The following is a 25,250-nucleotide window of genomic DNA, read 5'->3' on the forward strand; positions in this document are numbered from 1 at the left end:
GATATGGTGCTTTATTGGGCAAGGTGCAACTCATGTGAGCGCATGTCAGTTATGCGCGAACTGCATGGCTTGCTGTATCCTTGCCTAAATCGTTGGTATACATACGAAATTACCCGCCGCTCATCTCGACGCTTCGAAAACAAAAACGTGAACTTTCCCGAGTGTTGCTTAAAAGTTCCAGCTGCGCGCCTTGGAGACGATAAAATCGCGGAAGGCTTTGAGCTTGGCAGCGTTCTTGATCTCTTCAGGATAGCAGAAATAGGTGTCGAAAGAGGGAATGTCGGCGTTGGTCACAAGCTGCACGAGACCCGGGTCGCGGCCGACAATGTAGTCGGGCAGCATGGAGATGCCGATCCCTTTCAGGCAGGCCTGTTTGATCGCAATCAGCGAATTGATCTGAAGTTGCGGTATACGCGGATTATCCGGGCTGCGACCGGCAATTTCGAGCCAGTTCACATTCAACAGATAGTTTGGCGCTGGCTCGCCGAAGGTGATGATCTTGTGGTTGTCGAGATCCTGCAGCGATTGCGGTTCGCCATAGCGGTTTAGATAAGACGGCGAGGCATAGACATGCATATGCACCGTGAAGAGCTTGCGCTGAATGAGATCGGATTGCTGGGGTTGGCGCAGGCGGATGGCGCAATCGGCCTGGCGCATGTTTACATCCAGCTCTTCATTGTCGAGAAGAAGCTGTACCTGCATGTCCGGGTAGAGGTTCAGGAATTCCTGCAGCTTGTCGTTCAGCCAGCCTTGTCCAAGCGCAACCGTGGTGGTGACGCGCAGCTTGCCGCTCGGCTTCTCGGTGGTTTCGGTAAGCTGCATGCGCACATGCTCAAGCTTCATCAAGACGTCGTGCGCGGTCTGATAGAGCAGCTCGCCTTGTTCCGTGAGGATGAGGCCGCGTGCGTGGCGGTGAAAAAGCTTCGTGCCGACATCTGCTTCGAGTGAAGACACCTGGCGGCTGATGGCCGACTGTGACAGATGCAGAATTTCTGCCGCATGCGTGAACGAACCCGCTTCCGCAGCTGCATGAAAAATGCGCAATTTGTCCCAGTCCAATGGTCCCGGCATGCCTGTTCCCCTCAGGTTGTCGATTTGGGTCGCGGCCTTTTTATGCCTGCGACCCTGGGCCGAATTGGATGGCTATTCCGCCGCCTGCTGCATGCTTGCGTGGCCAGCCAGATAGCGTTCTGCTTCAAGCGCTGCCATGCATCCCATGCCAGCTGCGGTGACGGCCTGACGATAGATGTCGTCCGTCACGTCGCCTGCGGCAAATACGCCTTCAATACTTGTGGCAGTGGAATCCGGCGCTGTCCATAGATAGCCATTCGGTTTCAACTGCAATTTGCCGTGGAACAGCTCGGTTGCAGGCGCATGACCGATTGCAATGAACACGCCGTCGGTTGCCATTTCTGTGATTTCGCCGGTCTGTGAATCGCGCAGTTTCACCCCGGTTACGGAGCGGGGCGCATTGTCGCCGGTAATTTCGTCGATCTGTGCATTCCAGACAACCTTCACATTGTCCTTGGCCAACAGGCGCTCCTGCAGGATCTTTTCTGCACGGAAGAAGTCGCGGCGGTGAACGACTGTGACGGATTTGGCGAGATTGGAGAGATAAAGCGCTTCCTCAACGGCAGAATTGCCGCCGCCCACCACGATCACATCCTTGCCACGATAGAAGAAGCCGTCGCAGGTTGCGCAGGCCGAGACGCCGAAGCCCTGGAAGGTCTGTTCCGATTCCAGGCCCAGCCACTTGGCGCGCGCGCCGGTGGCGATGATCACCGTGTCGGCCGTCCATGTGACGCCGGAATCTGTCTTCACCACGAAGGGGCGCTTGGTCACGTCCACATCGCTGACGATGTCGTTAATGACTTCGGTGCCGACATGTTTTGCCTGATTGAGCATCTGTTCCATCAGCCATGGGCCTTGGATCGGATCGGCAAAGCCCGGATAGTTTTCCACGTCCGTGGTAATCATCAGCTGGCCGCCCTGATCGAGACCGGCAATCAGAACCGGTTCCAGCATGGCGCGGGCGGCATAGATGGCGGCAGTATAGCCGGCGGGGCCGGAGCCGATGATGAGCACTTTGGTGTGACGGTCGCTCATGGCGTTTTCCTTCCATATCCGGCGCGCGAAGGCCGGACCGATATCCGTTAATTTGGCAACAATTTAGGTGTTGCCGGCCTGTGTCTCAAGATGCCGAACGGGTTACCAACAGAAGTCCGTGACTGCGAGGCATAAAATACCAAGAAAGGCTGGAAGCTTGTGCAAATCTACTCTTATAGTATGACTTGGCTCAGGACCTGCGACGGGAATCGCTTTTTTCATGTTTCGTGCTTCGCTTGATGCGATCGATATCAAAATTTTAAAAGAACTGCAGGCCGATGGCCGTATGACGAATGTCGAACTCGCACAGCGCGTGGGCATTTCCGCACCACCCTGTCTGCGGCGGGTGCGGCGGCTGGAGGAAACCGGCGTCATCGAAGGCTACCACGCGATTCTGAATGCGCCGCAACTGGGTCTTGATCTGGTGGCCTTTTGCATGATCGGGCTGCAGCACCAGTCTGACCCCTATCTGAAAGCCTTTGCGGCTGCGACGCAGAAATGGCCGCTTGTGCGAGAAGCGTGGATGGTGTCTGGCGAGAGCGATTTTCTGCTGCGCTGCGTGGCTGAAAACCTCAGCGTCTTTCAGGAATTTGTCATCGAGACCCTGACGGCGGATGAGAATGTCGATACGGTGCGCACCATGCTGACCATCCGGCAGGTGAAGAAGCTCAATCTGGTTGAATTCTAGGCGGCGGCCGCCCCGATACCGGCACGCGGTCGACAAGCTTGAGCATTCGCGCTATTGGGCGCGCAACGAAGCTGCTTACGAAAGCTGGAACTTGAAATGATACAGATCGCCTGCGTGAAATGGGGCACCCGTTACAGTGCGGGGGAGGTGAACTTCATGTTCGACTCCATCCGTAAATATGCAACCGAAGAGGTTCGCTTCTGCTGCATTACCGATGATGTCGATGGTCAATTCGATCCGCAAATCCGCATCGAACGCTTTCCCGACTTCCCCCAGCCGATGAACGTGATGACCGATGGCTGCGTGGCGAAACTGGCGATCTACCAGAAAGGCCTTTTCGAGCCCGGCGTTCCGGTCATCTTCTTCGATCTTGATACGATGATCCGCGGAGATGTGGCGCGCCTTGCCAAGGTGGTGCGCAAGCGTCGCGGCATCAACATGATGCCGAACCATCATATCCAATTCTGGAAAATCCAGAACTACGTTCGCCCCATTCTGCGCGGCAAATACTATTTTGCGAATTCCTCGCTGATGGGCTTTTTTCCGGAAGATGCCTGGTTCGTGTATGATGAGATGATGCGGATTTATGCTGAGCCGATGGAGGTCCGTCCGAAGAAATATGCCTCCGATGAGCGCTTCGTGTCGTCACAGGCAACACATCTTGTGAAAGTCTTTCCCGATACGCTTGCGGTCAAGTTCGCAGACGAGTTCATTTTCACGCGATGGACGTTTTTGGAAAAGCTCCGCAACCACGTGCCATGGGTTGCCCGCCGTCGCAAAGGGCTTGTTGCGGTTACCTTCGTCTCGGATTCCTTGAAGCCGCAGAAGGTTGCGGCGCTGAAAAAGGACGACATTGTCTATTACAAGGATCGCCCGCATGTCTGGCGTGAGCTGGAATATTCAGATTACTGGCGTCAGGCGCTCGAGCGGGGCAATGCAGGGGCTTGAGGCGCTTTTACGCTTCAAGCAAACCCTTGTAAATTTCGCCCAACGCACCGGCTTCGCGTGAGAGCTCGAAGTGCTCGGTCACATGTGCACGGCCTGCAGTGCCTGCTGCGTCTGTGCGCTGCGGATCGGCCAAAAACACCTCAATGGCGTTTCGCAATGCTTCACCATCACCGGCTGGAACCACAAGGCCGGTTTTTTCCGGCTCGATCATCTCCGCATAAGCGCCTGCGTCGCTTGCCACCACGGCAGCACCGGACGCCATGGCCTCAAGCGGCGTCAGTCCGAAACCTTCATTGCGGGATGGGGCCACACAAAGGGAGACGGAGCGGAACCACGGCTTGATATCGTCGACTTCGCCGATAAAGACGATGCGGTCGGAGAGGCCGGCCTTGTCGATTTCGGCTTTCAGTTCATCGGCAAAGGCTTGATGCTGCTGGGTGGTGCGTCCCGAAATCACGGCCACCCAATCGGGATATTTGGGAAGCAGCGCGATCATCGCGCGCACATAAAGGTCGGTCCCTTTCTGCGCACGCACGCGGCCAAAGCAGCCGGCGATCCGCTTTCCGGGAAACCGGTCGGCGATTTCTGTTTCGGGACGGATCTCTGCGGGTTTGAAAAGCTCTGTATCGACCCCGTGCATGACCACCGTGTGGTCGACCTTCAGGAATGAGCCTGAGCGACCGCTTGTGGCGACAACCCTATCCATCTTCGAGATCAGCCAGCGGGTATAGCCAGTGTGGTGGCGCTGGGCGGCGGAGGTGAAGAGCAGCTTCAGCGGCATGCGCAGAACATCGCGCAGCACAATGCCGGCCAGCATTTCGGTGTTGCGGCGCGCATGCCAGACGCGACGTTTCTGCCCCTTTGGTTTCAGCCAGAGTTTCCAAAGGTCGCGTTTTCGGATGCGGGGCAGGGACGTGGGCAGGCCGGGGCCGATGACGGCCACACGTTGCCCGAGCCGGTTTTGCACCGGCACGAGCTGAACGATGGTGGAGGTCACGCCGGAAAGACGGCGTTTGAAATTGGGGGCGATGATATCGACGTGAGAGGGATCAGTATAAGGCATCGCGTGATCTATCCGACCCACTGGGGCTCAGCCCCAGTTTACAGCCAGAATTTCGTATGCGCGCGAACCGCCGGGTGCGTTCACTTCGATGCTGTCGCCGACTTCCTTGCCGATCAATGCGCGGGCGATCGGTGAAGAGATGGAGATGCGGCCCTGCTTCACGTCGGCTTCCTGATCGCCGACGATCTGGTAGGTCTTTTCCTCTTCCGTGTCTTCGTCAACCAGTTTCACGGTTGCGCCGAATTTGATTGTGGCGCCGGACATCTTTGTCAGATCGATGACCTCTGCGCGGGCAACGAGATCTTCCAACTCGCCAATGCGGCCTTCGTTGAGGCTCTGCGCTTCCTTGGCAGCGTGATATTCAGCGTTTTCGGACAGGTCGCCATGGGCGCGCGCTTCGGCAATCGCCTCAATGATGCGTGGGCGCTCTTCCTGTTGACGCCAGCGAAGCTCTTCGGAGAGCTGCGCGAATCCGTTTGGGGTCATCGGGACTTTTTCAACCATTTTGTTTCCTTCCCCTGTTGGCCCGCTTTTCCGCCGCAGGCACAAAATAAAACGGCCCCGGAAGCGGTATGCGACAGGACCGTTGCAAATCGATTGCGCTTTTATGGCAGAAAATGTGGCAAAAAGCGAGAATTTTTTAACTGGGAGCAAAGGTGCGGGCTGGTGGTCAAATGATGCGGCACGCCCTTGGCAACACGTCGTTCAATCCTGCAGCCAGTTGGAATCATGAACATTTCCCGGCTCCTTGCTCAGTCGTGGTGATGCGCGTGGGCGTCGTGGTCGCTGTGGTCATGGTGGTCGTGATGCATCGGGTTTTTGTGGTTCAGCCAGAAGAGCCAGATGGCGCCGGCGCCAAAGATCAGGTTGAGCCAGAAGGTGTAGTCGATGCTGAATTGGGTCAGTTCCTGTTTGATATCCAGGCCGCCTTGCGGAACGAGGCCGAGACCTTCAAAGGCAAGTTCCATGATGATCGCCGCAATCACCATTGTAACGAAGAAGACACCACCGATATAGGCGGCCATGCGCCAGCCGAAATAGCGGCGATAGGCGTCCAGCAGCGGCAGAATGATGAGATCGGCGTAGATGAAGGCGAGAACGCCGCCAAAGGATGCGCCTCCTGAAAAGAGGATTGCGGCCAGCGGCACATTGCCGACAGAACAGACGAAGGTGAAAATTGCGATGATGGGGCCGATCATGGCGTTTCCAATCACCTGAATCCAGGGCGCGGCATCTTTGAGAAAAAGGGCCTGCCAGAAACTGTCGGGTACGAATGTGCCCAAGAGGCCTGCAACGACGAAGCCGATGAGGATATCCTTCCACAACATGGACCATTCCATGACGAAGTTCTGGGCAATCCTGACAGGGGCTTTCGGGTTTTTGAGCCGTTCCGTCCAGGTGTCGCCTTCCAGAACCATGCTGCCATGTTCGTGGCCTTTGGATTCTTCTTCGTGCCTGCGCGCTTCCTCCACCAGTTTGGACGGATAGGTGAGCTTCACGATGATCACCATAATCGTGATCAGCACGATCCCGCCGATCCACTCCCCAACCATGAACTGCCAGCCCATGATCAGGAGAAGAATGACGCCAAGCTCAATCACAAGGTTGGTGGAGGCGAAGAGAAAGGCGAGCGCGTTGACGAGCGCAGCACCTTTCTTGAAGAGGGTGCGCATGATGGCGGCAGATGCATAGGAACAGCTGGAACTTGCCGCACCGGCTGCCGTTGCAATGGCGATCTCCTTCGGGGTGCCTTTGCCCAGCACGTCGCGCAATTTGTCGGAGGCAACGATGGATTGCATGATCGCCGAAATCATGAAGCCGAGGGACAGCGACCAACCCGTTTTCCAGGCCATGCCCAGTATCATTGTCAGCGCTTCGAGCAATTTCGGTCCGAATTCTTGCATGATCTTTCCCCTGTCATCAATCAAACGCAGTCGATTTGAAAAGGTTCCAAATCCCTGCTAAACGGCAACAAAATCATTTTATTTCAAAAGTTTAGCGTGATCTTTGCGAAAACTGAATCAGAGATCATGAGCACTACCGGCTATATCGCGGAAGGAACGATATGATGGTGTTTGCCGTCGATCGTGGTTAGGTGTGAGATGCGAAGCAGTAGAGCGAACAGCGCATTTTTATTTTTCAAAGCATTTACTTGGAAAATTAAAAATGCATTTATGGCCGCCTCATGATAATGGAAGGGCTGGGGGAGGATTCTCGTGTTGCAGACTGACGAAAAAAAGGTTGCCGCATGGTCCGGCCTGGTGACGCCGGAGCGGCGCGTTTCGACGTTTCTCTTGTCCATCACCACGATGATTTTCGCCTTCAGTGAGTTCTTCGTCTCTGCTGCGATGCCAGCTGCGGCCGATGAATTTGCAAGTCCGTGGCTCTTGCCGTGGTCCTTTATCCTCTTTCTGGTGGCGTCGGTCACCACAGGTGCTGCGGCATCGGCGATCCGCGGTCGCTTCGGGCTGCGCTGGCCGCTGGTGCTTGCCAATCTGGTGCTGATGGCTGGATCTCTTTTGGGATATCTTGCAGATGATCCGCAAATCCTGCTTGCCGGGCGGGCGCTGCAGGGAGTGGCTGAAGGTGCAGCGATCGGGCTTGCCTATATGCTGATCCCACAGGTTTATACCGGTGGCCTGATTGCCCGTGTGTTCGGCCTGGAATCGCTGGTCTGGGCTGCAGCGGCCTTCATAGCGCCGGCACTTGCGGGAGCGCTGACGCAATATGTGTCCTGGCGCGCGCCGTTTGCGCTCACTATCCCCGTGGCAGCGCTTGCGCTCCTGCTCTCGCTTTATGTTCCCGAAGGGGAGAAGCGAGGCGAAGGCGGCGCGGGTGCACCCTGGTTGCAATTGATGTTTCTTGCCGGTGCCGTGCTGTTGATGTCTGCCGCCTCGCTGGTCGAGATCGGGCCGGCCTTCATTTTCCTTCTGGCCTCGGCTGGCATTATCGGGCTGTTTTTCTGGATCGATCAACGCGGACAGACCCGCATTCTCCCCCATAGCGCTTTCTCCTCCAACTCGATCATCGGAAACGGCGTCTGGCTGACTTTCTTGATGCCGGTGACAGCGGCGGCTGGCTCCGTCTATTTCATTTACGCCCTGATCGAGATTGCCGGACTGGAAACACTTGCCGCCAGTCTGGTGCGGTCGCTGCTGGCCATCTGCTGGAGCCTCGTTGCTTTCTGGGTTTCAAACCGCGATGCACAGGCACGCGAACGTTGCGCTGCTTTCGGCGGTCCGCTCATTGCCGCTGGCTACGGCCTGATGCTGGTTGCATTTGCGTCGGGCAGCGTTGTTCTCGCGGGGCTGGGGCAGGTCTTTGTCGGGTTTGCATTCGGCCTGACATGGGGCCCGCTCAGCCAGATTCTTCTGGAAAAGGCGAGTGACAATGATCGTGATCGCATGGCAGCGCTTCTGCCGCTGTTGCAGTCGATCGGATTTGCAATCGGCGGCGCATTTTTCGGCTTCGTCGCCAATGCCTCCGGCATCCGGGAGGGGGCTCTGCCGGATGCCGTTCAGGCTGGTATTGTCACGATTTTTGCGTTTGCGCTCGCCGTCGCCTGTCTGGCCGTTTTCTTCAATCTGCGGCTCACCAAGCGTTTGCGTCGGGAACCTGCGGTCAAGGCTCCCGCCGTGGCGTCTCCGGCAGAAAGCTGATGGATCTGATGGCGCGCCGCTGATCGAACGGCGCGCTCATTTTTTATCGCTTAAAAATAGCTCTGCAGCGGCTTTACTTCGAGCTGGCCGCCCTTCAGCGCCGCAATGGCTTCAGCCGCAGCAAGCGAGCCCGCCATCGTGGTGTAATAGGGCACTTTCTGCATCAGCGCTGCACGGCGGAGCGACTTGGAGTCGGAGATCGCCTTGTTGCCGTCCGTCGTGTTGATCACCAGCTGGACCTGACGGTTTCTGATGGCGTCCTCGATATGCGGGCGGCCTTCCAGAACCTTGTTGATCTTGGTCGCCTGTATGCCATGTTCAGCGAGGAAGCGCTGCGTGCCGCCGGTTGCCATGACACCGAAGCCGGCGTCAGCCAGAATGCGGATGGCGGGCAGAATGCGCTCCTTGTCGCTGTCGCGCACGGAGACGAAGACCGTTCCGTCGCGGGGCAGGTCGACACCAGCGCCAAGCTGCGACTTTGCAAAGGCCAGTGCGTAATCGGTATCGAGGCCGATCACTTCGCCGGTGGAGCGCATTTCCGGACCGAGCAGCGTATCGACGCCGGGGAAACGGGCAAACGGGAACACGGCTTCCTTGACGGCAATATGCTTCAGGCTGCGCGGGTCCGGCTTCTTGCCATAAGCGGCAATGGTCGGATCGAGCTTTTCGCCAGCCATGATGCGGGCTGCGATCTTGGCAATCGGCGCGCCGATGGTCTTGGCGACGAAAGGCACGGTGCGCGAGGCGCGCGGGTTGACTTCCAGAACGTAGATCACGCCGTCCTTGATGGCGTATTGTACGTTCATCAGGCCACCCACGTTCAGCGCCTTTGCCAAAGCCTTGGTCTGGCGCTCCAGCTCGTCGAGCATCTCGGAAGACAGTGTGTGGACGGGCAGGGTGCAGGCTGAGTCACCGGAGTGAATGCCGGCTTCCTCGATATGCTCCATGATCCCGGATACGAAAACGTCGTCGCCGTCGCACAGGCAATCCACGTCCACCTCGATTGCATTTGTCAGGTAGCTGTCGAAGAGGAGCGGGTTCTTGCCGAGCAGGGTGTTGATCTGGCCGGTCTTGTCGTTCGGATAGCGCGCCTTGATATCTTCCGGCACCAGTTCGGGAACGGTGTCGAGAAGGTAGGACTGCAGCTGGCTTTCGGCATGGATGATCTGCATGGCGCGGCCACCCAGAACGTAGGAGGGACGAACCACCAGCGGGAAGCCGATTTCGCTCGCCACAAGGCGGGCCTGCTCAACCGAATAGGCAATGCCGTTGCGCGGCTGGGTGAGGTCGAGCTTCTGCAGCAGTTTTTGGAAGCGGTCGCGGTCTTCGGCAAGGTCGATCATGTCGGGCGCGGTGCCGAGGATCGGGATGCCGTTCTTTTCCAGCGCTTCTGCGAGCTTCAGCGGGGTCTGGCCGCCGAACTGCACGATCACGCCGTGCAGCGTGCCGTTTTCCTGTTCGGCTTTCAGGATTTCGATTACATCTTCAGCCGTCAGCGGCTCGAAATAGAGCCGGTCGGATGTGTCGTAGTCGGTGGAAACCGTTTCCGGGTTGCAGTTGATCATGATCGATTCATAACCGGCGTCGCCAAGCGCAAAGGCGGCGTGGCAGCAGCAATAGTCGAATTCGATCCCCTGGCCGATACGGTTCGGGCCGCCGCCGAGGATGACGACTTTCTTCTTGTCAGAAATCTGCGCTTCGGAGCGCGTCTCACCGGCAAACGGCACTTCATAGGTCGAGTACATGTAAGCGGTCGGCGAAGCGAATTCTGCCGCACAGGTGTCGATGCGCTTGAAGACCGGGCGCACGTTCAATTGATTGCGCAATTGAGCGACTTCCTTGGCCGTCTTGCCGGTCAGTGAGGCAAGGCGCGCGTCGGAAAAGCCCATGGCCTTGAGCTTGCGCAGGTTCGTTGCATCCGTCGGCAGTCCATGCTCGCGAATGCGGGCTTCCGTATCGATGATGGCCTTGAACTGGGCGATAAACCACGGGTCGATCTTACAGCCCTGATGCACTTCTTCTTCCGTCATGCCCATGCGCAGCGCCTGTGCCACATGGCGGATACGGTTCGGCGTCGGCGTGCCGATGGCCGAGCGCAGCGCATTATGGTCGTCGCCTTCGCCGAGACCCGGAATTTCGATTTCGTCGAGGCCGGTGAGGCCGGTTTCGAGGCCGCGCAGCGCTTTCTGGAAGGATTCAGCAAAGGTGCGGCCGATGGCCATCACTTCGCCAACCGATTTCATGGCAGTCGTCAGAACCGGGCTTGCGCCGGGGAATTTTTCAAAGGCGAAGCGCGGAATTTTCGTGACCACGTAGTCGATGGAGGGTTCGAACGAGGCTGGCGTTGCGCCGCCGGTGATGTCGTTGTCCAGTTCGTCAAGCGTGTAGCCGACAGCAAGCTTGGCCGCGACCTTGGCAATCGGGAAGCCGGTGGCCTTGGAGGCAAGCGCAGACGAGCGCGATACGCGCGGGTTCATTTCGATCACCACGAGGCGGCCGTTGTCCGGGTTGACCGCGAACTGAACGTTGGAGCCGCCGGTTTCCACACCGATCTCACGCAGCACCGCAAGCGATGCGTTCCGCATGATCTGATATTCCTTGTCGGTCAGCGTAAGCGCCGGGGCAACGGTGATGGAATCGCCGGTGTGAACGCCCATTGGGTCGATGTTCTCAATCGAGCAGATGATGATGCAGTTGTCCGCCTTGTCGCGGACCACTTCCATTTCATACTCTTTCCAGCCAAGCACGCTTTCTTCGATCAGTACTTCCGTGGTTGGCGAGGCATCAAGACCGGACGAGACGATTTCGAAGAATTCGCTTTCATTGTAGGCAATGCCGCCGCCCGTGCCGCCGAGCGTGAAAGAGGGGCGGATGATGGTCGGCAGGCCGATTTCGTCGAGCGCCTGGGCAGCGATTGCCATGGCGTGGCGCATGTAGCGCTGTTTGCGGTCGCCTTCGCCGAGGTTCCACTGGTTTTCAAGCTCATCGAGCGCCTTGTCGAGGGCGTCACCGGAAAGCTTGGCCCGCAATTCATCGCGCGCTATCTCGTGTTTCTTGCGGTCGGCATCCTTGATCTCTGTGGCATTGGCCAACATCGATTTCGGCGTTTCAAGGCCGATCTTGGCCATGGCTTCGCGAAAGAGGGCGCGGTCTTCGGCCTTGTCGATGGCTTCCGGCTTGGCGCCGATCATTTCCACATTGTAGCGGTCGAGAATGCCCATGCGCTTCAAGGACAGCGCCGTGTTCAGTGCCGTCTGGCCACCCATGGTGGGCAGCAGCGCGTCGGGACGTTCCTTGGCGATGATCTTGGCGACCACTTCGGGCGTGATCGGCTCGACATAGGTCGCGTCCGCCAGACCGGGATCGGTCATGATGGTAGCGGGGTTGGAGTTGACCAGGATGACGCGGAAGCCTTCTTCCTTCAGCGCCTTGACGGCCTGTGTGCCGGAGTAGTCGAACTCGCAGGCCTGACCGATGACAATCGGCCCCGCACCGATGATGAGAATTGATTTCAAATCCTGGCGTTTCGGCACGGGCAACTCCGTTTTGTTGTTTTGCCGCATGATCTTCACCGAAAACCACCATTGCGCTTTTCGGCATTCATGCGGTGCTCGCATGAAAAACCGGCAGCGGTGGAACCGGGCCGGATGCGGGCGTGTCTTTATCTAGGCTAGGAGGGCCTTATAGGGAAAAGAAATACAGAAACCAACCCCGAAAATGCGTGAACGCTGGGGAAATCTTAATGCTCTGTCGGGCTGTGGAAACGGCTTGCCGCCTCAGTCACACGTGTCGCTTTTTGCTGTCATATTGGCGTTGGGTTCGCCGGCTAGGTTTCGGGTCCTATTTGGCCAATGAGAACAGGGGTATATCGCGATGCTCAACACGCTGCCGGACACGCTCAAGGAATTTTCCGAAACGCTCAGTTCCGAACCCATCCGGCATCTCGGTACGCGGTATAATGAACAGGGGCAGTTTCTGCGCGAGCCGGGAAACACGGTTGTCTGCCATCTGGTGAAAGGGTCACTCAGCGAGGCCGCGGTTCTGGATGCACGCAGGCGCATGATGGCGCTGCCGGAATCGGAGAAACTGCTCTTCACGCCGGAATCCAGCCTGCACATGACCCTCTTTCAGGGCATTATCGAGTATCGTCGGCGGCTTCCGTACTGGCCGGAGGATTTGCCGCTCGAAACACCGATTGATGACATGACCGCTTTCTATCTTGAGCGTTTGAAGGGTTTTCAGCCTTGCGAGCCCTTCAAGATTGGCGTTGTCAACGCCACGCCCAACGGGCTCGGTGTCGAGGGGCTGGGCGAGGCCGATCGTGCAGCAATGCAAGCCTGGCGCGACCGGCTGGCAGACGTCTTCGGCTATCGTCATCCCGATCATGATCGCTATAGTTTCCACATCACCTTCGCCTATCTGATGGAAAAATTCTCCGATGAGGCGCTTTTGGCGTGGAGGCGTGGTCTTGACGAGATCGTGGAGGAACTGCGCGAACGCAGCCCCGTTATCGAGCTCATGCCGCCGGCATTTTGTGCATTCGAAGATATGAAACATTTCGAGGAACGTCTGGTCCTCGACTGATTCTCACTTGCGAACCGGCATTTGAATGTCTTTCAGGCTCAATGCTGCGATCAGTCCGATCAAGGCCAGGCCTGCTGCGGCAAAGTAGAGCGGCTGGGTGGCGCTGTGATAGGCGGCGGCAATCATGTCCTGCGTGTGGGCGGGAAGGGCGGCCTTGGCTTCTGCGGTCAGTGTCGCGAGGTTGTCGACGCCCGGAATGGTTCCGGAAAGACCTGAAAGCCCGAAGGCAATGAGGGCACCATAGACCGATATGGCAATGGATGCACCGCCCATGCGGGTCAGCGTTGCGGTGCCGGTGGCAACGCCGACATCACGGAAGGGGGCTGCATTTTGAATGCCGACAACCGGCACCTGCTGTCCGATCCCGATACCGATACCATTGGCTGAAATGATCAGCGCAACCAGCCAAATGGGTGTTTCCGGGCCGATCTGGGAAATCAGGAGGACGGTCAGGAGATTGGAAATCATCGAAATGACCGAGAAGATCTTGTATCGTCCCGTGTTGAAGATGATCCGGCCGGCGGAGAGCGCGCCGACGGCAATTCCCGCTGTGCAGGGAATGAACAAGAGGCCAGCCATCATCGGACTCATGCCCAATGTCGTCTGCATGGTGAAGGCCAGATAGTTCACCAGACCGATGCCGAGCGCTCCACTGGTGGCCGAGACGACGAGCAATTTCGAGATCGTGGCATTTGAAAACAGGTTGAGCGGGACGACGGGCTCTTCCACCCGCTTTTCCACCATCACCCACAAGATGCCGAAGACGAGCGCCGAAGCAATGACCAGCAGGCCTGCCGGCGACAAAAGCCCACCGAGAACCTCGGCGCCATCGGCCCACAGCACGATGCTGGTGATCGCGCAGGCCAGAAGCAGCGCTCCCAGATAGTCGATTTTCGGTTTACGGTCGGGCTTCTTATAGGGCAGCAGAAGCGCAATCCCAGTCAGCACCACAATGCCCACTGGGAGATTGATGAGAAAGATCGAGCGCCATCCGAAGAGTTCGCTCAGGGTGCCGCCGAGCACCGGCCCGACAAAGCCCGACGCCATCAGCATGAGGCTTGAATAGCTTTGATATTTTGCGCGCTCATGCGGTGCGAAGAGGTCGGCATTGATGGAGAAGATCGTGACCATGATGCCGCCGCCGCCGAGAGCCTGAAGAACACGGGCGAGAATGAGCGTGTCCATGGAAACAGCCAGGCCGCAGGTCAGCGAACCGAAGAGAAAGAGCGAAATGGCCGCCATGATCACATATTTGCGGCCAAACAGATCACCGAGTTTGCCATAGATCGGCATAACGGCGCAGGAACCGAGAAGATAGGCCGAGCCCACCCAGCCATAACGTTCGATATGTCCGAACTCGGCAACGATGGTCGGCAGGGCTGTGGCAATCACCTGCACGTCGAGCGTTGACATGAAAACGCCGATCAGCAGGCAAGCAAAGGCCAGATGCCGGCGGCGGGAGTCGGGGATCAGGGATTCATGCTGTGAAAATGCGTGGCCGGCGGCCGGCGATTCAACGGGCTTGTCCATGGAAAACCAATAATTGAGAATAAGAAACGATCTGTTCTTGAATTTATGTGTCTTTAGCATATAAATGTCAATGGCATGTATTTGATTTTTGCACATAATGGGCGGCGAGGAAATGACAGTTGAAGAATTGACGGCTGAAACGATCGGCGGGCGGGACGTAGAGGCGATCTCGGATGCCATGACCCGCTGGCGCATTCTGGTAGGGCGGCGCATCATCAGCCGCATTGCGCTGGAAAAGCTCGATGGCCGGCTGGATCTTTCGCATGCCGATGTCATCAAAACCGTCAACTGGATTGCGCGGGACGGGGAGGTGACGGTTGGTGCGATTGCCGATGTTCTGCGCATTGACCCATCGCGCAGCAGCCGGGTAGTTGCAGAGTTGGTAGAAAAGGGAATGCTGCGCCGCGCCGTGTCCCAGCAGGATGCCAGACGGGCTGTCGTCGAACTCACCGATGAGGCAAAGATTTACTTCGAAAAAGCCGAGCAAGCCAAGCAGGAGGCGATCAATGACGTCACCGCTGATTGGAGCGATGCAGACAAGGCCGCTTTTGCTGCACTGTTTTCCCGCTTTGTGTCCGGACTGGAGGATGTCGCAAGATCGCGCGGTTTCTGATCGGGTCAGGCAAGCGAACAGACTGATTCAGTATTTTGCCTCAAGGCATTGATTTCAAAGTCTATGGCGCGTGGGCGGGCGCTGTTTGTGCGCCAGTTTCGCCTCAGCTCAGGCGTTCGCGCACGGTTGCGGAAAAACTACGGCTTACGGGGACTTGGCGACCATCCTTGAGAAGGAGAATCAATTTTCCGTTCTCACGGACGAGTTTTTCCACATGCTCTATCGCGACCCAATGGGAGCGATGAACCTGCAAACCGTCTTCGCCATCAAGTTCTGAAAGTGCATCGGAAAAGCGGATGAGAACCAGTTCGTGCCCGCGAGAGGTTGTCACGGCTGTATAATGGTCTTCTGCCGTGAGAGTGAGGATATTTCCGCGGTTCTCAGTTTTCAGCCTGTTTAAGAGACTGGAACGGATGATCGGGGCGGGCATATCCGCGGCGGCAGGCACTGGTTCCAATGTTTTTCGCATAACCAGAAAACAGATGCCGGCAAGCACGATTGTCAGGGGCAGGGCCGACAGGGTTTCTTCGCCGAATTTCGCCCAGCTGGGTTCGGAATTTCCCCAGCCCCAATTGACCAGCACAACGACCAGCCCGACGAAAGGCGTTGCGGCCAAGGCGCCAACGAAGACGCGGGCTATGCTGTTGGCGATGATGCCTTCCAGCCAGACGAGGCCGGCAATGCAGCCGGTGACACCCATGAGCCATGTGCCGGCGTGGATGCTGAGCCAGAAAGCGAAGCGCGGTATGACGGGCATCGTTTCGTTGGTGCCGTAGGGGCCGGTTATCGTGAAGAGCAGAACGATGGCTGCAAAGGTCAGCCAGAAGGGAATGGATGTCGCGAATTCATGCAATTCACGAAGCGCCAATTGCAATTTGTCACCGCTCACGAACTTGATCCCCCATCCACGCAACCCAAATTGCCTATCAAATTTCAATGGCCGATCAGGTTTCCAAGTTCAACAGCGAGAAACCAAAATGTCATTTGATCCCCTTCTTTCGGCGCCGCTTGCCATTCAACTGCATGTCTTCACTGTCGTTCCGGCTGCATTTCTCGGTGCTTATATCTTCACCCATCGCAAGGGCACGCCGCTTCACAGGCTGCTTGGCAAAATCTGGATCGCCCTGATGGTTGTCGGCGCATTGTCCTCGTTCTTCATTCACACGATCCGCGTCTGGGGCGATTTCAGCCCGATCCATATTTTGTCTGTCTTTGTGCTCCTCGCTTCCGTCAAAGCCGTTTATTCTGCGCGCAAAGGCAATATCAAGGCCCATCGCGGCGTGGTCACGAGCATGTATCTCGGTGGCATCGTCGGTGCCGGGCTGTTTACCTTTCTGCCGGGCCGACTGATGAATGCGGTGTTTCTGGGCGGATATGATTTCAGCACTGTTCCAAGTGCTGCAGCCCTTGCGCCTGCAGTGCTGATTGTCGCACTCTTCATCTTCGGCGGACAGGCGGCATGGCGTGCGCGCTAGAGACAAGCATTGTCTGGCGGCGAAAACAAAACAAGAGACTGTTCATCCGGTGCAGGACTTGCTGCGTATTGAAGAATATATGTTTTAAACAGCGCAATGGTGGTTCATACATTGCCGACGAGAACGCAAAGCGGAGATTTCTTTTGATTACCGTCCATCTACTCAATCTATCCCGTGCCGAACGTCTGATCTGGCTTCTCGAGGAACTCGAACTACCCTACGAAATCAAACACTATAAGCGCACCGCTGCCTATCTGGCACCGAAGGAACTGAAGGCGGTGCACCCGCTCGGCAAATCGCCGGTCATTGAGGATGATGGCAAGGTGATCGCCGAAAGCGGTGCAATCTTCGAATACATTTTGGAGAAATATGGCAATGGACGGCTGGTGCCGCCGGCGGGCAGTGATGAGAAGCTGCGTTACACCTATTTCATGCACTATACAGAAGGCAGCGCCATGCCGCTTCTGGTGATGAAATTGATTTTCATGAAGATACCGGATCGGGTTCCCTTCCTGATCAAGCCCATCGCAAAGCTCATCAGCAAAGGTGCCACGGATAGTCTGATCGATCCGCAGCTTCGCGACCATATCGCATTCTGGGAAAGCGAGCTTTCGCGCGATGGCTGGTTTGCCGGCAAGGACTTCACCGCCGCCGACATCATGATGAGCTTTCCGCTTGAGAATATTGGAGTGCGGTTTCCGCAGGCGCGCGAAAGCCGCGCCATACAGGCCTATCTCGATGCAATCGCGGCGCGTCCGGCTTATAAAAGGGCGAAGGAAAAGGCGTGAGGGGGAACATTCTTGCGCTTAACTTCTTCTTGCGTTGTGCTATTTCAAGATGATGAAATGCCTGCGGGAGAAAAGCCATGGAATGGAAAGGCCGTCGCCAGTCGAGCAACGTTGAAGATGTGCGCGGGCGCTCCAGCGGCGGATCAAACCCGTTCGGGCGTTCCGGCATGGGTTTTCCCTCCGGACGGCGCATTCCGATAGGCCGCGGCGGTTTTTCTTTCAAAACCATCCTGGTCTTCATCGTCGTCGGCCTTGTCCTGCAGTTCATGGGCGTGGATGTGCTTGGCATGCTCACGGGCGGTCAGCAGGGCTCCACGGTCTCGCAGAGCAGTTCCAATTACACCCCCTCGGCCAATGATGAGGAGCGCAAGGCCTTCGTTGCCACCGTGCTGGCCGAGACGGAAGATGTCTGGGGCGGCATCTTCAAGGCCAGCGGTGAAACCTATCAAGAGCCGAAGCTCGTCCTCTTTTCCGGCGGCTATCCGTCAGCCTGTGGCCAGGCGAGTGCTGCCACTGGCCCCTTCTATTGCCCCACCGACCGCAAGGTCTATCTCGACACCGATTTCTTCGATGAAATGCAGAACAAGCTGGGCGCTGGCGGCGATTTCGCCTTTGCCTATGTCGTCGCCCATGAAGTCGGCCACCATGTGCAGAACCTGACCGGCGTGCTTCCGAAGTTCAACCGCGCCCGCCAGTCGATGAGCCAGGCAGATGCCAACGCCATGTCCGTGCGCGTCGAATTGCAGGCCGATTGTTACGCCGGCGTGTGGGGTCACTATACCCGCCAGGAAGGCCTTCTGGAATCCGGCGACCTCGAAGAAGCCATGAACGCCGCCCACCAGATCGGCGACGACGAGTTGCAGAAATCCGCCCAAGGCTACGTCGTCCCCGACAGCTTCACCCACGGCACGTCTGCCCAGCGCATGAAATGGTTCAAGCGCGGGTTTGACAGTGGCAAACCGGGGGAATGCGATACGTTTAGTGGGAATATTTGAGGTCAGGCGTTCTTGGAGGTCACAGCCCCCAGCCGCACCAGCACTTCGCCCGGTATACCCATCTCGCGGATAATCAGCCGGTGGTCGCGCAGGCCGCAGAGTTCGCGTTGGACGAAATAGGACCAGACGGCGTCGGCGGCGTGGTTGAGGGCGGCGGAGCGTTTGTCGGTGGTCGCCTCTTTCAGGGCGGCGAGGGCTTTTTCGACCTTGGTGCCGTGATAGCCGAGTGAGGATGCGCTTTCGGCCAGCGCTTCTGTCTCAATGACCGAAAGGTTGTTCACCGTCGCGCCGCTGCGCGACAGGCGGGTCAGGTCTCTCGGCATGCGAACGGACATGAGGTTCACGCACTCCTCAGCTTGTCATCCCGCAACGATATCGCAATTGCCCGGTGATGCAAACCGGGGAGGATCAGACGCCGGCCGTGCGGCAGAGCGTCAGTCTCAGGCCAAGCACGACCCACGGCGTGCCGTGCAGCAGAAGGTCGAAAATGTCGATGGGGCGGGTCAGCGTGCCGTTTGCCAGCATCTTCAACTTCTCCCACAGATGCGGCTCCGGCACGAAGGGGGCGAGCCCCAGCGTCAGGCAGATGAGGATGAGATAGTGCAGGGGAATGCCCGCGATGGCATTGCAGAGATATTGCATGGTGGCCCGTCAGCTTCATTTATATATTAATAATTATATATATAGGCATGAAGGCGGTGAGGCAACTCAGTTTGACGGCAGGCCGCGTTTTGCCCATTCGGCGCGCGGGATTGGATCGCCGATCTCATAGGCAAAGCTGGTGATTTTGGTGCCGTCCTTGTTGATCTCGCAGCGAAAGCGGATGTTGTACCAGCCTTCCGCATTGCGGAACGCACCCCTGTTGACCTGCAGAACGTTGCCTTCGGGAAAGCGATAGGTGGGCAATATTTCCGGATTGTAGGGCGTTGCCGCGTGGCGCAGTTGCTCGCGCAGTTCGGTTGCGCAAAGCTGGCCGCCGCGAATGCCGCGCGGCAGGTTTGCCATGGCGGTCACGGCCTCCTTGTTGCCACCGCCCGTTTCGGAATAGATGGTGGCGACCTTTTTCAGATCATCCTTTTGCTCTTCCGGTTTTTCGTCCACCGTTTCGGGCTGTTTCTCTTTCTCGGTTTTGGTGTCTTCAATGATTTCCGCAATGGCCGTGTTACCGGCATCCGCCGTCAATTCGGGCGGTGATGGAAGAGGGGCCGTCGGTTCGGGCGGAGCTTCTTCTTCGGTCACATCGGCGGGCGGCTCTTCATCCGGCGCGTCCTTGACCTCGCCCTCGGATGCATTGCCGTTTTGCGAGACTTCCGGTCCGCTTGCCTCTTCACCAAACTCGAACACCGGCTTCAGCGGTTCGATGGTTTGTTGGGCAGCTTCCTCTGTCTGATTTTCTGCGGGTGGGGATGGCGGCGGAGGTGGGGGCGGTTCAGGCGCTGGCTCTTCTTCCGCTGGCTGCTCTTCCTCAGGCTCCGGTGCGGGCGGCGGCTCCGGCTCTGCCTGCTCGTCCTTTGCCTGTTCTTCGGGCGGCTGCACAATTTCCACCGAAACAGCCTCTTCCTGTTCTGGCTGGTGCGTTTCGAAATTCCAGTTGATCAGCAGTGCAGCAAAAATCGCCACATGCACGAGCACGGACGCAATCAAACCCACCGAAAATTCGTCGCGCAGTTTTGCGCCCAGCTTCTTCATGCGATTCTCTTTAGGCGGCAATCGTCGCCTTATCGAGATGTTTATCAGGTGATACGGCGAAATGATGCACTGAAGGCGGGACTACCGGTTCAAATCGCCGTTATCCAGCCTCACCAAAAGCTGCGGCATAGTGGATTTCGCCTTCCGGTTCGTCGTCGGTAAAGGCTATATATTGGATGAAGGCTTGATCGATATCCGCATAAGTGAGTTTGCCGTTGCTGACAAAGCCGTGGCGCGCATAGTAGCCCGGATCGCCAACCAGCACGCAGCCTTTGCCGCCTGCGGCCCTCAGCCTGTCCAGCCCTTGGGCAATGAGCGCTTTACCAACCCCCTTGCGCTGCATGTTCGGGGCAACGGAAATCGGGCCGAGGCCGAACCAACCTTCGCTCGAACCGACCGTTACAGGAGAGAATGCGACGTGGCCGATGATGGCCTCACCAGCGTCCTGGCCAGCGATTGCAACGAGGGAATAGGCAAGATCACCATCCGCGCGCAGGCGGTTGACAATAAAGCCTTCCGAACCGTCGCTGTAGGGCATGGTTTCAAATGCCGTCTGTGTCAAAATGAAAATGGCCTCCTCGTCACCCGGTTTTTCGTTGCGAATGACAAAGGAGGCCATTGGATATCTTCCCGACGCGATCAGCTGTCGAGGAACGAACGCAGCTTGCGCGAACGGCTCGGATGCTTGAGCTTGCGCAGCGCCTTGGCTTCGATCTGACGGATACGTTCGCGGGTCACCGAGAACTGCTGGCCAACTTCTTCCAGCGTGTGGTCGGTGTTCATGCCGATGCCGAAGCGCATGCGCAGCACGCGCTCTTCACGCGGGGTGAGCGAGGCCAGAACGCGGGTCGTCGTCTCACGCAGGTTTGCCTGAATGGCAGCGTCGATCGGCAGAAGCGCGTTCTTGTCCTCGATGAAGTCGCCGAGGTGTGAATCTTCTTCGTCACCCACGGGCGTTTCGAGCGAGATCGGCTCCTTGGCGATTTTCAGCACCTTGCGCACTTTTTCGAGTGGCATGGCAAGCTTTTCGGCCAGCTCTTCCGGCGTCGGCTCGCGGCCGATTTCATGCAGCATCTGGCGGCTAGTACGAACGATCTTGTTGATCGTTTCGATCATGTGAACCGGAATACGGATCGTGCGGGCCTGGTCGGCAATCGAACGGGTGATTGCCTGCCGGATCCACCATGTTGCATAGGTGGAGAACTTGTAGCCGCGGCGATACTCGAACTTGTCCACCGCCTTCATCAGGCCAATATTGCCTTCCTGAATCAAATCAAGGAACTGCAGGCCGCGGTTCGTGTACTTCTTCGCAATCGAAATCACCAGACGAAGGTTGGCTTCCACCATTTCCTTCTTGGCGATGCGGGCTTCGCGTTCACCCTTCTGCACCATATGAACGATGCGGCGGAATTCGGTGATGGCGATACCGGTTTCGGTCGCCAGATCCTGAATTTCGTTGCGCAGCTTCTTGATGCCGGCATTTTCCTGGGCGGCAAATTCCTTCCAGCCCTTGGTGCCGAGATTGGCAATCGACTTCATCCAGTTGGGATCAAGTTCAGCACCATGGTAATGCTGCAGGAAGTCGTCGCGCTTGACGCCATAGGATTCAGCCAGACGCAAGAGCTTGCCTTCGTTCTGCACGAGGCGCTTGTTGATGTCGTAGAGCTGTTCCACCAGCGCGTCGATACGGTTCTGATTGAGCGAGAGCGACTTCACAGCCGTGATCAGCTCGTCCTTCAGTTCCTTGTAGCGGCGCTCCTGCGAGGTCGACAGCGAGCCGGTCGCAGCAAGGCGGGCTTCCACCTGCTGGTCCTGCAGCTTGCGCAGCTTCTTGTAGGTCTCGGCGATCAGGTCGAGCGTTTCCATCACCTGCGGGCGAAGCTCAGCTTCCATGGCTGCCAGCGACAGGTTGGACTCGTCCTCGTCTTCCTCTTCTTCTTCCACCGGCGCATCTTCGCCGCCGACATTGGTGATGTCGTCGTCGGAAGAGCGCACCTTGCGCGCCTTTTCCTTTTCTTCAGCCGCCTTGCGGTCGGCTTCGATCTTTTCCGGGCTCTGGAACTGCGGTGCAGCCTTGGCCTCGGGACCGGAATAGGTGGTCTCAAGGTCGATGATTTCGCGCAGCAGCGTGGAACCTTCATTCAGTTCGTCGCGCCAGATAATCAGTGCCTGGAAGGTCAGCGGGCTCTCACAGAGGCCCTGAATCATCGTTTCGCGACCGGCCTCGATGCGCTTGGCAATGGCGATTTCGCCTTCGCGAGAGAGCAGTTCCACCGAGCCCATTTCGCGCAGATACATGCGCACCGGGTCGTCGGTACGGTCGGTCGGCTCTTTCTTCTTGGCTGTTGCCAGTGCCGTGCTGCCGGTAGAGGTCAGCGCGCCGCCTTCATTGTCGTCGTCGTCGTTTGAGGTATCGTTGTTGGTTTCGTCGACCTCGTCGTCTTCCACAACATTGATGCCCATGTCAGAAAGCATGGCCATCGTGTCTTCGATCTGCTCAGACGTCACTTCTTCTGAAGGGAGAACGGCGTTCAGTTCGTCCATCGTCACATAGCCGCGCTTCTTGGCGAGCTTGATCATCTTCTTGACAGCGTCATCAGAAAGGTCGAGAAGCGGCCCATCGCTCGCGTTGTCGCGTTCAGATTCGGCTTCTTCGTTTTCCTTGGCTTTTGCTACCATTTATCCGTCGCTTTCCCTGACAGTTGTGCCTCGTCTTGGGCGGCTCAATATTGTTCTCATTCTCCCTGCGCATCGCACGCGAATCAGTGCGAGGAGGGCGTCATCCGAATTGAGCTACAGGAAGACCTTTAATCCCTGATTAACCGTAAAAGACCCTTCCACGAATCCGGTCTTCTTTGAAAGTCCGGAAAACGTAAGGCGGTCTTCTCTTTTTGATTGATCCAATATCAACATCCTAGCCAAAGCAGGTGATTCCCTTAAAATGCCTTCCAGTCAAGCATTTCCACCAAAAAATTGATGAAAAAGGCCCAATTCTGGCAGCATATATTCCTAGGGACTGTTTATTTAGGAAGCGACTTGCAGTTTAACAAGAGGTCAGCCGGGGACAGCGCCCTTTACACGCCCTGACATGACGCCGAAGCCATCGATAATGGCCTCCTGGTTTTCCAGTCTGGATACCTCGAGTTTGACTTCGCGCAGCGTGCTCATCAGCGGTCCGAAACTTTCTTCATCGCCCTCTTCGACAGCGGTTGCAATCTCGCGTTCCAGTTCGGCAATCTGTCGCTTGAGTGCTCGTGCGCGCTTGTCGAGTGCCAGCGCCTGGGTGAAGGCTTCACGCGCATCTTCAAAGGCGGCCTGCGGCGTTGCCGTCCAGAGGCGGGCGTTGCGCACCTGTTGGTTCAGCAGCGTCAGAACATTGCCAAAGCCTTGACTTTCCAACCGTTCTGTCAGTGATTCACGCGAAAGTTCGGCAGGCGGCACGGCGGACATCTGCGACAGGAGAAGCGGCCAGAGCTTCTGCAGGTCGCGGTTTTCGAACTTCACTGCGGAGACACTGTCATATTCTTCCGTCAGAAGCTGCGGGTGGTTGATCACAGTCATCACCATCACGGCTTCGCGCAGCGCCGGCAGTTCTTCGGTACCGCGCACCAGAGCCGAGCGCGCGAGGTTGCCTGAGAGGTCTCTGCCGCCACCGGCATGCCGCTGGTTATTTTGCTGGTATCGACCCTTGCCGCCGCCGCGTTGCTGGCCATTCCAATTGCTCTGACGAGCTGGGGCGAAAAAGGCATTCAGCTTCTCGCGCATAACCTGTTGATAATGTCGGCGCACGCTCTCATCCTGGATGACGGAGACCGTCTGGCGCAGCTTTGCCTCCAGTTCTGCGCGCTTTTCAGGCGTTTCAAAACCGCCAGTGGCTGATTCGCGCTGCCATATCATCTCGGCGAGCGGCTTTGCCTCGAGCAAAACCTTGTCGAAAGGCGCACGCCCATCTTCACGCACAAGGTCGTCCGGGTCCTTGCCATCGGGGAGCAGCGCAAAGGCCACAGAACGGCCGGGGCGGATGTGGGGCAGGGCGAGATCGGCGGCCCGGTTGGCCGCACGCAAGCCCGCACCATCGCCGTCGAAGCAGAGCGTCGGCACCGGGGTCATTTTCCACAAGAGTTCAAGCTGGTTTTCGGTCAGCGCGGTGCCGAGCGGCGCAACGGCATTTTCAATGCCCGCCTGGTGCAGCGCAATCACGTCCATATAGCCTTCCACGGCAATGACTGTGGAGGCTCCATCTGCACCGCCCAAGGCGCGGCGTGCGCGGGCAAAGTTATAAAGCACGTTGCCCTTGTGAAAGAGTTCCGTATCGTTCGAGTTGAGATATTTCGCCATCGCATCGGGCGCCATGGCGCGGCCGCCAAAGGCGATTACCCGTTCGCGCGAGGAGAGAATGGGAAACATGATGCGGTCGCGGAAACGGTCGTAGGAGACCGGGATATCGGGCCCGTGCACCACCAGCCCGCAGGCTTCGATCTGATCTTTCGGGATACCCTTGCCGGCCAGATATTCCTTCAGCGCATTGCGGCTTTCAGGCGCGTAGCCCAGCCGGAATGTTTCGATCGTGCGGCCTGAAAGGCCGCGGTCGCGCAGATAGGCGCGCGCCTTTGCACCGGCCGCCGATTGCAGCTGCTCCTGGAAAAACAGCGTTGCAAGCTCCATCACATCCAGAAGCGTGGTGCGCAGTTCCTCGCGCTTGGCTTCTGCCGGATCGGGCTTGGGCATGGGCACGCCCGCCAGATTGGCGATCTGCTCCACCGCTTCGGGAAAACTCATGCCGTCGAGATCTGTGAGAAAGCGGAAATGATCCCCCGATACCCCACAACCGAAACAATGGTAGCGGCCCTTGCGGTCCTCGCAGTGAAAGCTCGGTGTCTTTTCGCCGTGGAAGGGGCAGCAGGCCCAATAATCGCCCTTCGGCGCATTGGTTTTCTTGCGGTCCCAGGACACACGACGTCCGATCACGGCCGAAATCGGCACGCGATCACGTATCTCGTCGAGAAAATGGTTGGAAAACCGCATGTTTCAAAAACCTCTGTGGGGGTCATATAAACACTTCGAGGCCTAAGCGCCAACGATGATGACTTTCCCACAGCAATTCACAGGGGC

At 57.5% G+C, this 25,250-nt stretch carries 22 protein-coding genes; 8 read left to right on the forward strand and 14 right to left on the reverse strand.

The window, feature by feature from the left end:
- Positions 1–168: 168 nt before the first annotated feature.
- Positions 169–1,071: a LysR family transcriptional regulator gene (locus NHF56_RS04585; RefSeq protein WP_252801974.1), complete on the reverse strand. Its 903-nt coding sequence runs from the start codon at positions 1,069–1,071 to the stop codon at positions 169–171.
- Between the two features lie 72 nt (positions 1,072–1,143).
- The gene (trxB, locus tag NHF56_RS04590) at positions 1,144–2,106 is read right to left on the reverse strand and encodes a thioredoxin-disulfide reductase (protein ID WP_252801975.1); all 963 of its coding nucleotides are present in this window, start codon (positions 2,104–2,106) and stop codon (positions 1,144–1,146) included.
- A gap of 220 nt (positions 2,107–2,326) precedes the next feature.
- On the opposite strand from trxB, the gene NHF56_RS04595 reads away from it, so the two are divergent.
- Both NHF56_RS04595 and NHF56_RS04600 read left to right on the forward strand, forming a co-directional pair.
- A complete protein-coding gene (locus NHF56_RS04595) occupies positions 2,327–2,794 on the forward strand; it encodes an Lrp/AsnC family transcriptional regulator (protein ID WP_252801978.1) in 468 nt (155 codons plus the stop codon).
- Between the two features lie 96 nt (positions 2,795–2,890).
- On the forward strand, positions 2,891–3,742 hold the full coding sequence (locus tag NHF56_RS04600; RefSeq protein ID WP_252801980.1) for a hypothetical protein: 852 nt from the start codon (positions 2,891–2,893) through the stop codon (positions 3,740–3,742).
- 7 nt (positions 3,743–3,749) lie between these two features.
- On the opposite strand, the gene NHF56_RS04605 is transcribed toward NHF56_RS04600, so the two are convergent.
- From NHF56_RS04605 to NHF56_RS04615, 3 genes are all read right to left on the reverse strand, one after another.
- Positions 3,750–4,805 (reverse strand): glycosyltransferase family 4 protein, encoded by a 1,056-nt coding sequence (locus NHF56_RS04605; protein ID WP_252801982.1) that lies wholly within the window; start codon positions 4,803–4,805, stop codon positions 3,750–3,752.
- Between the two features lie 27 nt (positions 4,806–4,832).
- Positions 4,833–5,309: a transcription elongation factor GreA gene (greA, locus tag NHF56_RS04610; RefSeq protein ID WP_252801984.1), complete on the reverse strand. Its 477-nt coding sequence runs from the start codon at positions 5,307–5,309 to the stop codon at positions 4,833–4,835.
- 248 nt (positions 5,310–5,557) lie between these two features.
- The gene (locus tag NHF56_RS04615; RefSeq protein ID WP_252801986.1) at positions 5,558–6,709 is read right to left on the reverse strand and encodes a permease; all 1,152 of its coding nucleotides are present in this window, start codon (positions 6,707–6,709) and stop codon (positions 5,558–5,560) included.
- Positions 6,710–7,021: 312 nt separating this feature from the next.
- Here NHF56_RS04615 and NHF56_RS04620 point away from each other — a divergent pair, with 312 nt between their 5' ends.
- On the forward strand, positions 7,022–8,464 hold the full coding sequence (locus NHF56_RS04620; protein WP_252801988.1) for an MFS transporter: 1,443 nt from the start codon (positions 7,022–7,024) through the stop codon (positions 8,462–8,464).
- 50 nt (positions 8,465–8,514) lie between these two features.
- Here the strand turns inward: NHF56_RS04620 and carB are convergent, their stop codons facing one another.
- Positions 8,515–11,997, reverse strand: a complete 3,483-nt coding sequence (gene carB, locus NHF56_RS04625) for a carbamoyl-phosphate synthase large subunit (protein ID WP_252804838.1) — start codon at positions 11,995–11,997, stop codon at positions 8,515–8,517.
- Positions 11,998–12,337: 340 nt separating this feature from the next.
- Here carB and NHF56_RS04630 point away from each other — a divergent pair, with 340 nt between their 5' ends.
- Positions 12,338–13,048: a DUF1868 domain-containing protein gene (locus tag NHF56_RS04630; protein ID WP_252801990.1), complete on the forward strand. Its 711-nt coding sequence runs from the start codon at positions 12,338–12,340 to the stop codon at positions 13,046–13,048.
- Positions 13,049–13,051: 3 nt separating this feature from the next.
- Here NHF56_RS04630 and NHF56_RS04635 read toward each other — a convergent pair whose 3' ends face one another.
- A complete protein-coding gene (locus NHF56_RS04635; protein ID WP_252801992.1) occupies positions 13,052–14,638 on the reverse strand; it encodes an MDR family MFS transporter in 1,587 nt (528 codons plus the stop codon).
- A 52-nt stretch (positions 14,639–14,690) separates the two neighbouring features.
- Between NHF56_RS04635 and NHF56_RS04640 the strand changes: the two genes are divergently transcribed.
- A complete protein-coding gene (locus tag NHF56_RS04640) occupies positions 14,691–15,191 on the forward strand; it encodes a MarR family winged helix-turn-helix transcriptional regulator (RefSeq protein ID WP_252801995.1) in 501 nt (166 codons plus the stop codon).
- A 103-nt stretch (positions 15,192–15,294) separates the two neighbouring features.
- On the opposite strand, the gene NHF56_RS20920 is transcribed toward NHF56_RS04640, so the two are convergent.
- The gene (locus NHF56_RS20920) at positions 15,295–16,080 is read right to left on the reverse strand and encodes a LytTR family transcriptional regulator DNA-binding domain-containing protein (protein WP_252801998.1); all 786 of its coding nucleotides are present in this window, start codon (positions 16,078–16,080) and stop codon (positions 15,295–15,297) included.
- Between the two features lie 88 nt (positions 16,081–16,168).
- Here NHF56_RS20920 and NHF56_RS04650 point away from each other — a divergent pair, with 88 nt between their 5' ends.
- The 3 genes from NHF56_RS04650 (at position 16,169) to NHF56_RS04660 (ending at position 18,449) form a co-directional block, all read left to right on the forward strand.
- Complete coding sequence (locus tag NHF56_RS04650; protein WP_252802001.1) at positions 16,169–16,666, forward strand: DUF2306 domain-containing protein; 498 nt, start codon at positions 16,169–16,171, stop codon at positions 16,664–16,666.
- A 143-nt stretch (positions 16,667–16,809) separates the two neighbouring features.
- Positions 16,810–17,454, forward strand: coding sequence for a glutathione S-transferase (locus NHF56_RS04655; RefSeq protein ID WP_252802003.1), 645 nt, complete (start codon positions 16,810–16,812; stop codon positions 17,452–17,454).
- Between the two features lie 77 nt (positions 17,455–17,531).
- Positions 17,532–18,449: a neutral zinc metallopeptidase gene (locus NHF56_RS04660; RefSeq protein ID WP_252802005.1), complete on the forward strand. Its 918-nt coding sequence runs from the start codon at positions 17,532–17,534 to the stop codon at positions 18,447–18,449.
- A gap of 2 nt (positions 18,450–18,451) precedes the next feature.
- On the opposite strand, the gene NHF56_RS04665 is transcribed toward NHF56_RS04660, so the two are convergent.
- The 6 genes from NHF56_RS04665 to dnaG all read right to left on the reverse strand — a co-directional run bounded on the left by NHF56_RS04665 (position 18,452) and on the right by dnaG (position 25,163).
- The gene (locus NHF56_RS04665; RefSeq protein WP_373456249.1) at positions 18,452–18,784 is read right to left on the reverse strand and encodes a DUF6665 family protein; all 333 of its coding nucleotides are present in this window, start codon (positions 18,782–18,784) and stop codon (positions 18,452–18,454) included.
- Between the two features lie 73 nt (positions 18,785–18,857).
- On the reverse strand, positions 18,858–19,091 hold the full coding sequence (locus NHF56_RS04670) for a hypothetical protein (protein WP_252802007.1): 234 nt from the start codon (positions 19,089–19,091) through the stop codon (positions 18,858–18,860).
- Between the two features lie 66 nt (positions 19,092–19,157).
- Positions 19,158–20,138 (reverse strand): DUF930 domain-containing protein, encoded by a 981-nt coding sequence (locus NHF56_RS04675; RefSeq protein ID WP_252802009.1) that lies wholly within the window; start codon positions 20,136–20,138, stop codon positions 19,158–19,160.
- Positions 20,139–20,238: 100 nt separating this feature from the next.
- A complete protein-coding gene (locus NHF56_RS04680; protein WP_252802011.1) occupies positions 20,239–20,757 on the reverse strand; it encodes a GNAT family N-acetyltransferase in 519 nt (172 codons plus the stop codon).
- 20 nt (positions 20,758–20,777) lie between these two features.
- Entirely contained in the window at positions 20,778–22,817 is a 2,040-nt protein-coding gene (rpoD, locus tag NHF56_RS04685; RefSeq protein WP_252802013.1) for an RNA polymerase sigma factor RpoD, read from the reverse strand.
- Between the two features lie 375 nt (positions 22,818–23,192).
- Positions 23,193–25,163 (reverse strand): DNA primase, encoded by a 1,971-nt coding sequence (gene dnaG, locus NHF56_RS04690; protein ID WP_252802016.1) that lies wholly within the window; start codon positions 25,161–25,163, stop codon positions 23,193–23,195.
- Positions 25,164–25,250 lie beyond the last annotated feature (87 nt).

Source organism: Rhizobium sp. L1K21 (genome assembly GCF_024055895.1).
Taxonomy (GTDB): domain Bacteria; phylum Pseudomonadota; class Alphaproteobacteria; order Rhizobiales; family Rhizobiaceae; genus Ensifer_A.

What these genes read in the sequence shown, in the direction of transcription:
- NHF56_RS04585 (WP_252801974.1), bottom strand. Translation starts at nt 1,071, where the DNA reads ATGCCGGGACCATTGGACTGGGACAAATTGCGCATTTTTCATGCAGCT.
- trxB (WP_252801975.1), bottom strand. Translation starts at nt 2,106, where the DNA reads ATGAGCGACCGTCACACCAAAGTGCTCATCATCGGCTCCGGCCCCGCC.
- NHF56_RS04595 (WP_252801978.1), top strand. Translation starts at nt 2,327, where the DNA reads ATGTTTCGTGCTTCGCTTGATGCGATCGATATCAAAATTTTAAAAGAA.
- NHF56_RS04600 (WP_252801980.1), top strand. Translation starts at nt 2,891, where the DNA reads ATGATACAGATCGCCTGCGTGAAATGGGGCACCCGTTACAGTGCGGGG.
- NHF56_RS04605 (WP_252801982.1), bottom strand. Translation starts at nt 4,805, where the DNA reads ATGCCTTATACTGATCCCTCTCACGTCGATATCATCGCCCCCAATTTC.
- greA (WP_252801984.1), bottom strand. Translation starts at nt 5,309, where the DNA reads ATGGTTGAAAAAGTCCCGATGACCCCAAACGGATTCGCGCAGCTCTCC.
- NHF56_RS04615 (WP_252801986.1), bottom strand. Translation starts at nt 6,709, where the DNA reads ATGCAAGAATTCGGACCGAAATTGCTCGAAGCGCTGACAATGATACTG.
- NHF56_RS04630 (WP_252801990.1), top strand. Translation starts at nt 12,338, where the DNA reads ATGCTCAACACGCTGCCGGACACGCTCAAGGAATTTTCCGAAACGCTC.
- NHF56_RS04635 (WP_252801992.1), bottom strand. Translation starts at nt 14,638, where the DNA reads ATGCTAAAGACACATAAATTCAAGAACAGATCGTTTCTTATTCTCAAT.
- NHF56_RS04640 (WP_252801995.1), top strand. Translation starts at nt 14,691, where the DNA reads ATGACAGTTGAAGAATTGACGGCTGAAACGATCGGCGGGCGGGACGTA.
- NHF56_RS04650 (WP_252802001.1), top strand. Translation starts at nt 16,169, where the DNA reads ATGTCATTTGATCCCCTTCTTTCGGCGCCGCTTGCCATTCAACTGCAT.
- NHF56_RS04660 (WP_252802005.1), top strand. Translation starts at nt 17,532, where the DNA reads ATGGAATGGAAAGGCCGTCGCCAGTCGAGCAACGTTGAAGATGTGCGC.
- NHF56_RS04665 (WP_373456249.1), bottom strand. Translation starts at nt 18,784, where the DNA reads ATGTCCGTTCGCATGCCGAGAGACCTGACCCGCCTGTCGCGCAGCGGC.
- NHF56_RS04670 (WP_252802007.1), bottom strand. Translation starts at nt 19,091, where the DNA reads ATGCAATATCTCTGCAATGCCATCGCGGGCATTCCCCTGCACTATCTC.
- NHF56_RS04675 (WP_252802009.1), bottom strand. Translation starts at nt 20,138, where the DNA reads ATGAAGAAGCTGGGCGCAAAACTGCGCGACGAATTTTCGGTGGGTTTG.
- NHF56_RS04680 (WP_252802011.1), bottom strand. Translation starts at nt 20,757, where the DNA reads ATGGCCTCCTTTGTCATTCGCAACGAAAAACCGGGTGACGAGGAGGCC.
- rpoD (WP_252802013.1), bottom strand. Translation starts at nt 22,817, where the DNA reads ATGGTAGCAAAAGCCAAGGAAAACGAAGAAGCCGAATCTGAACGCGAC.
- dnaG (WP_252802016.1), bottom strand. Translation starts at nt 25,163, where the DNA reads ATGCGGTTTTCCAACCATTTTCTCGACGAGATACGTGATCGCGTGCCG.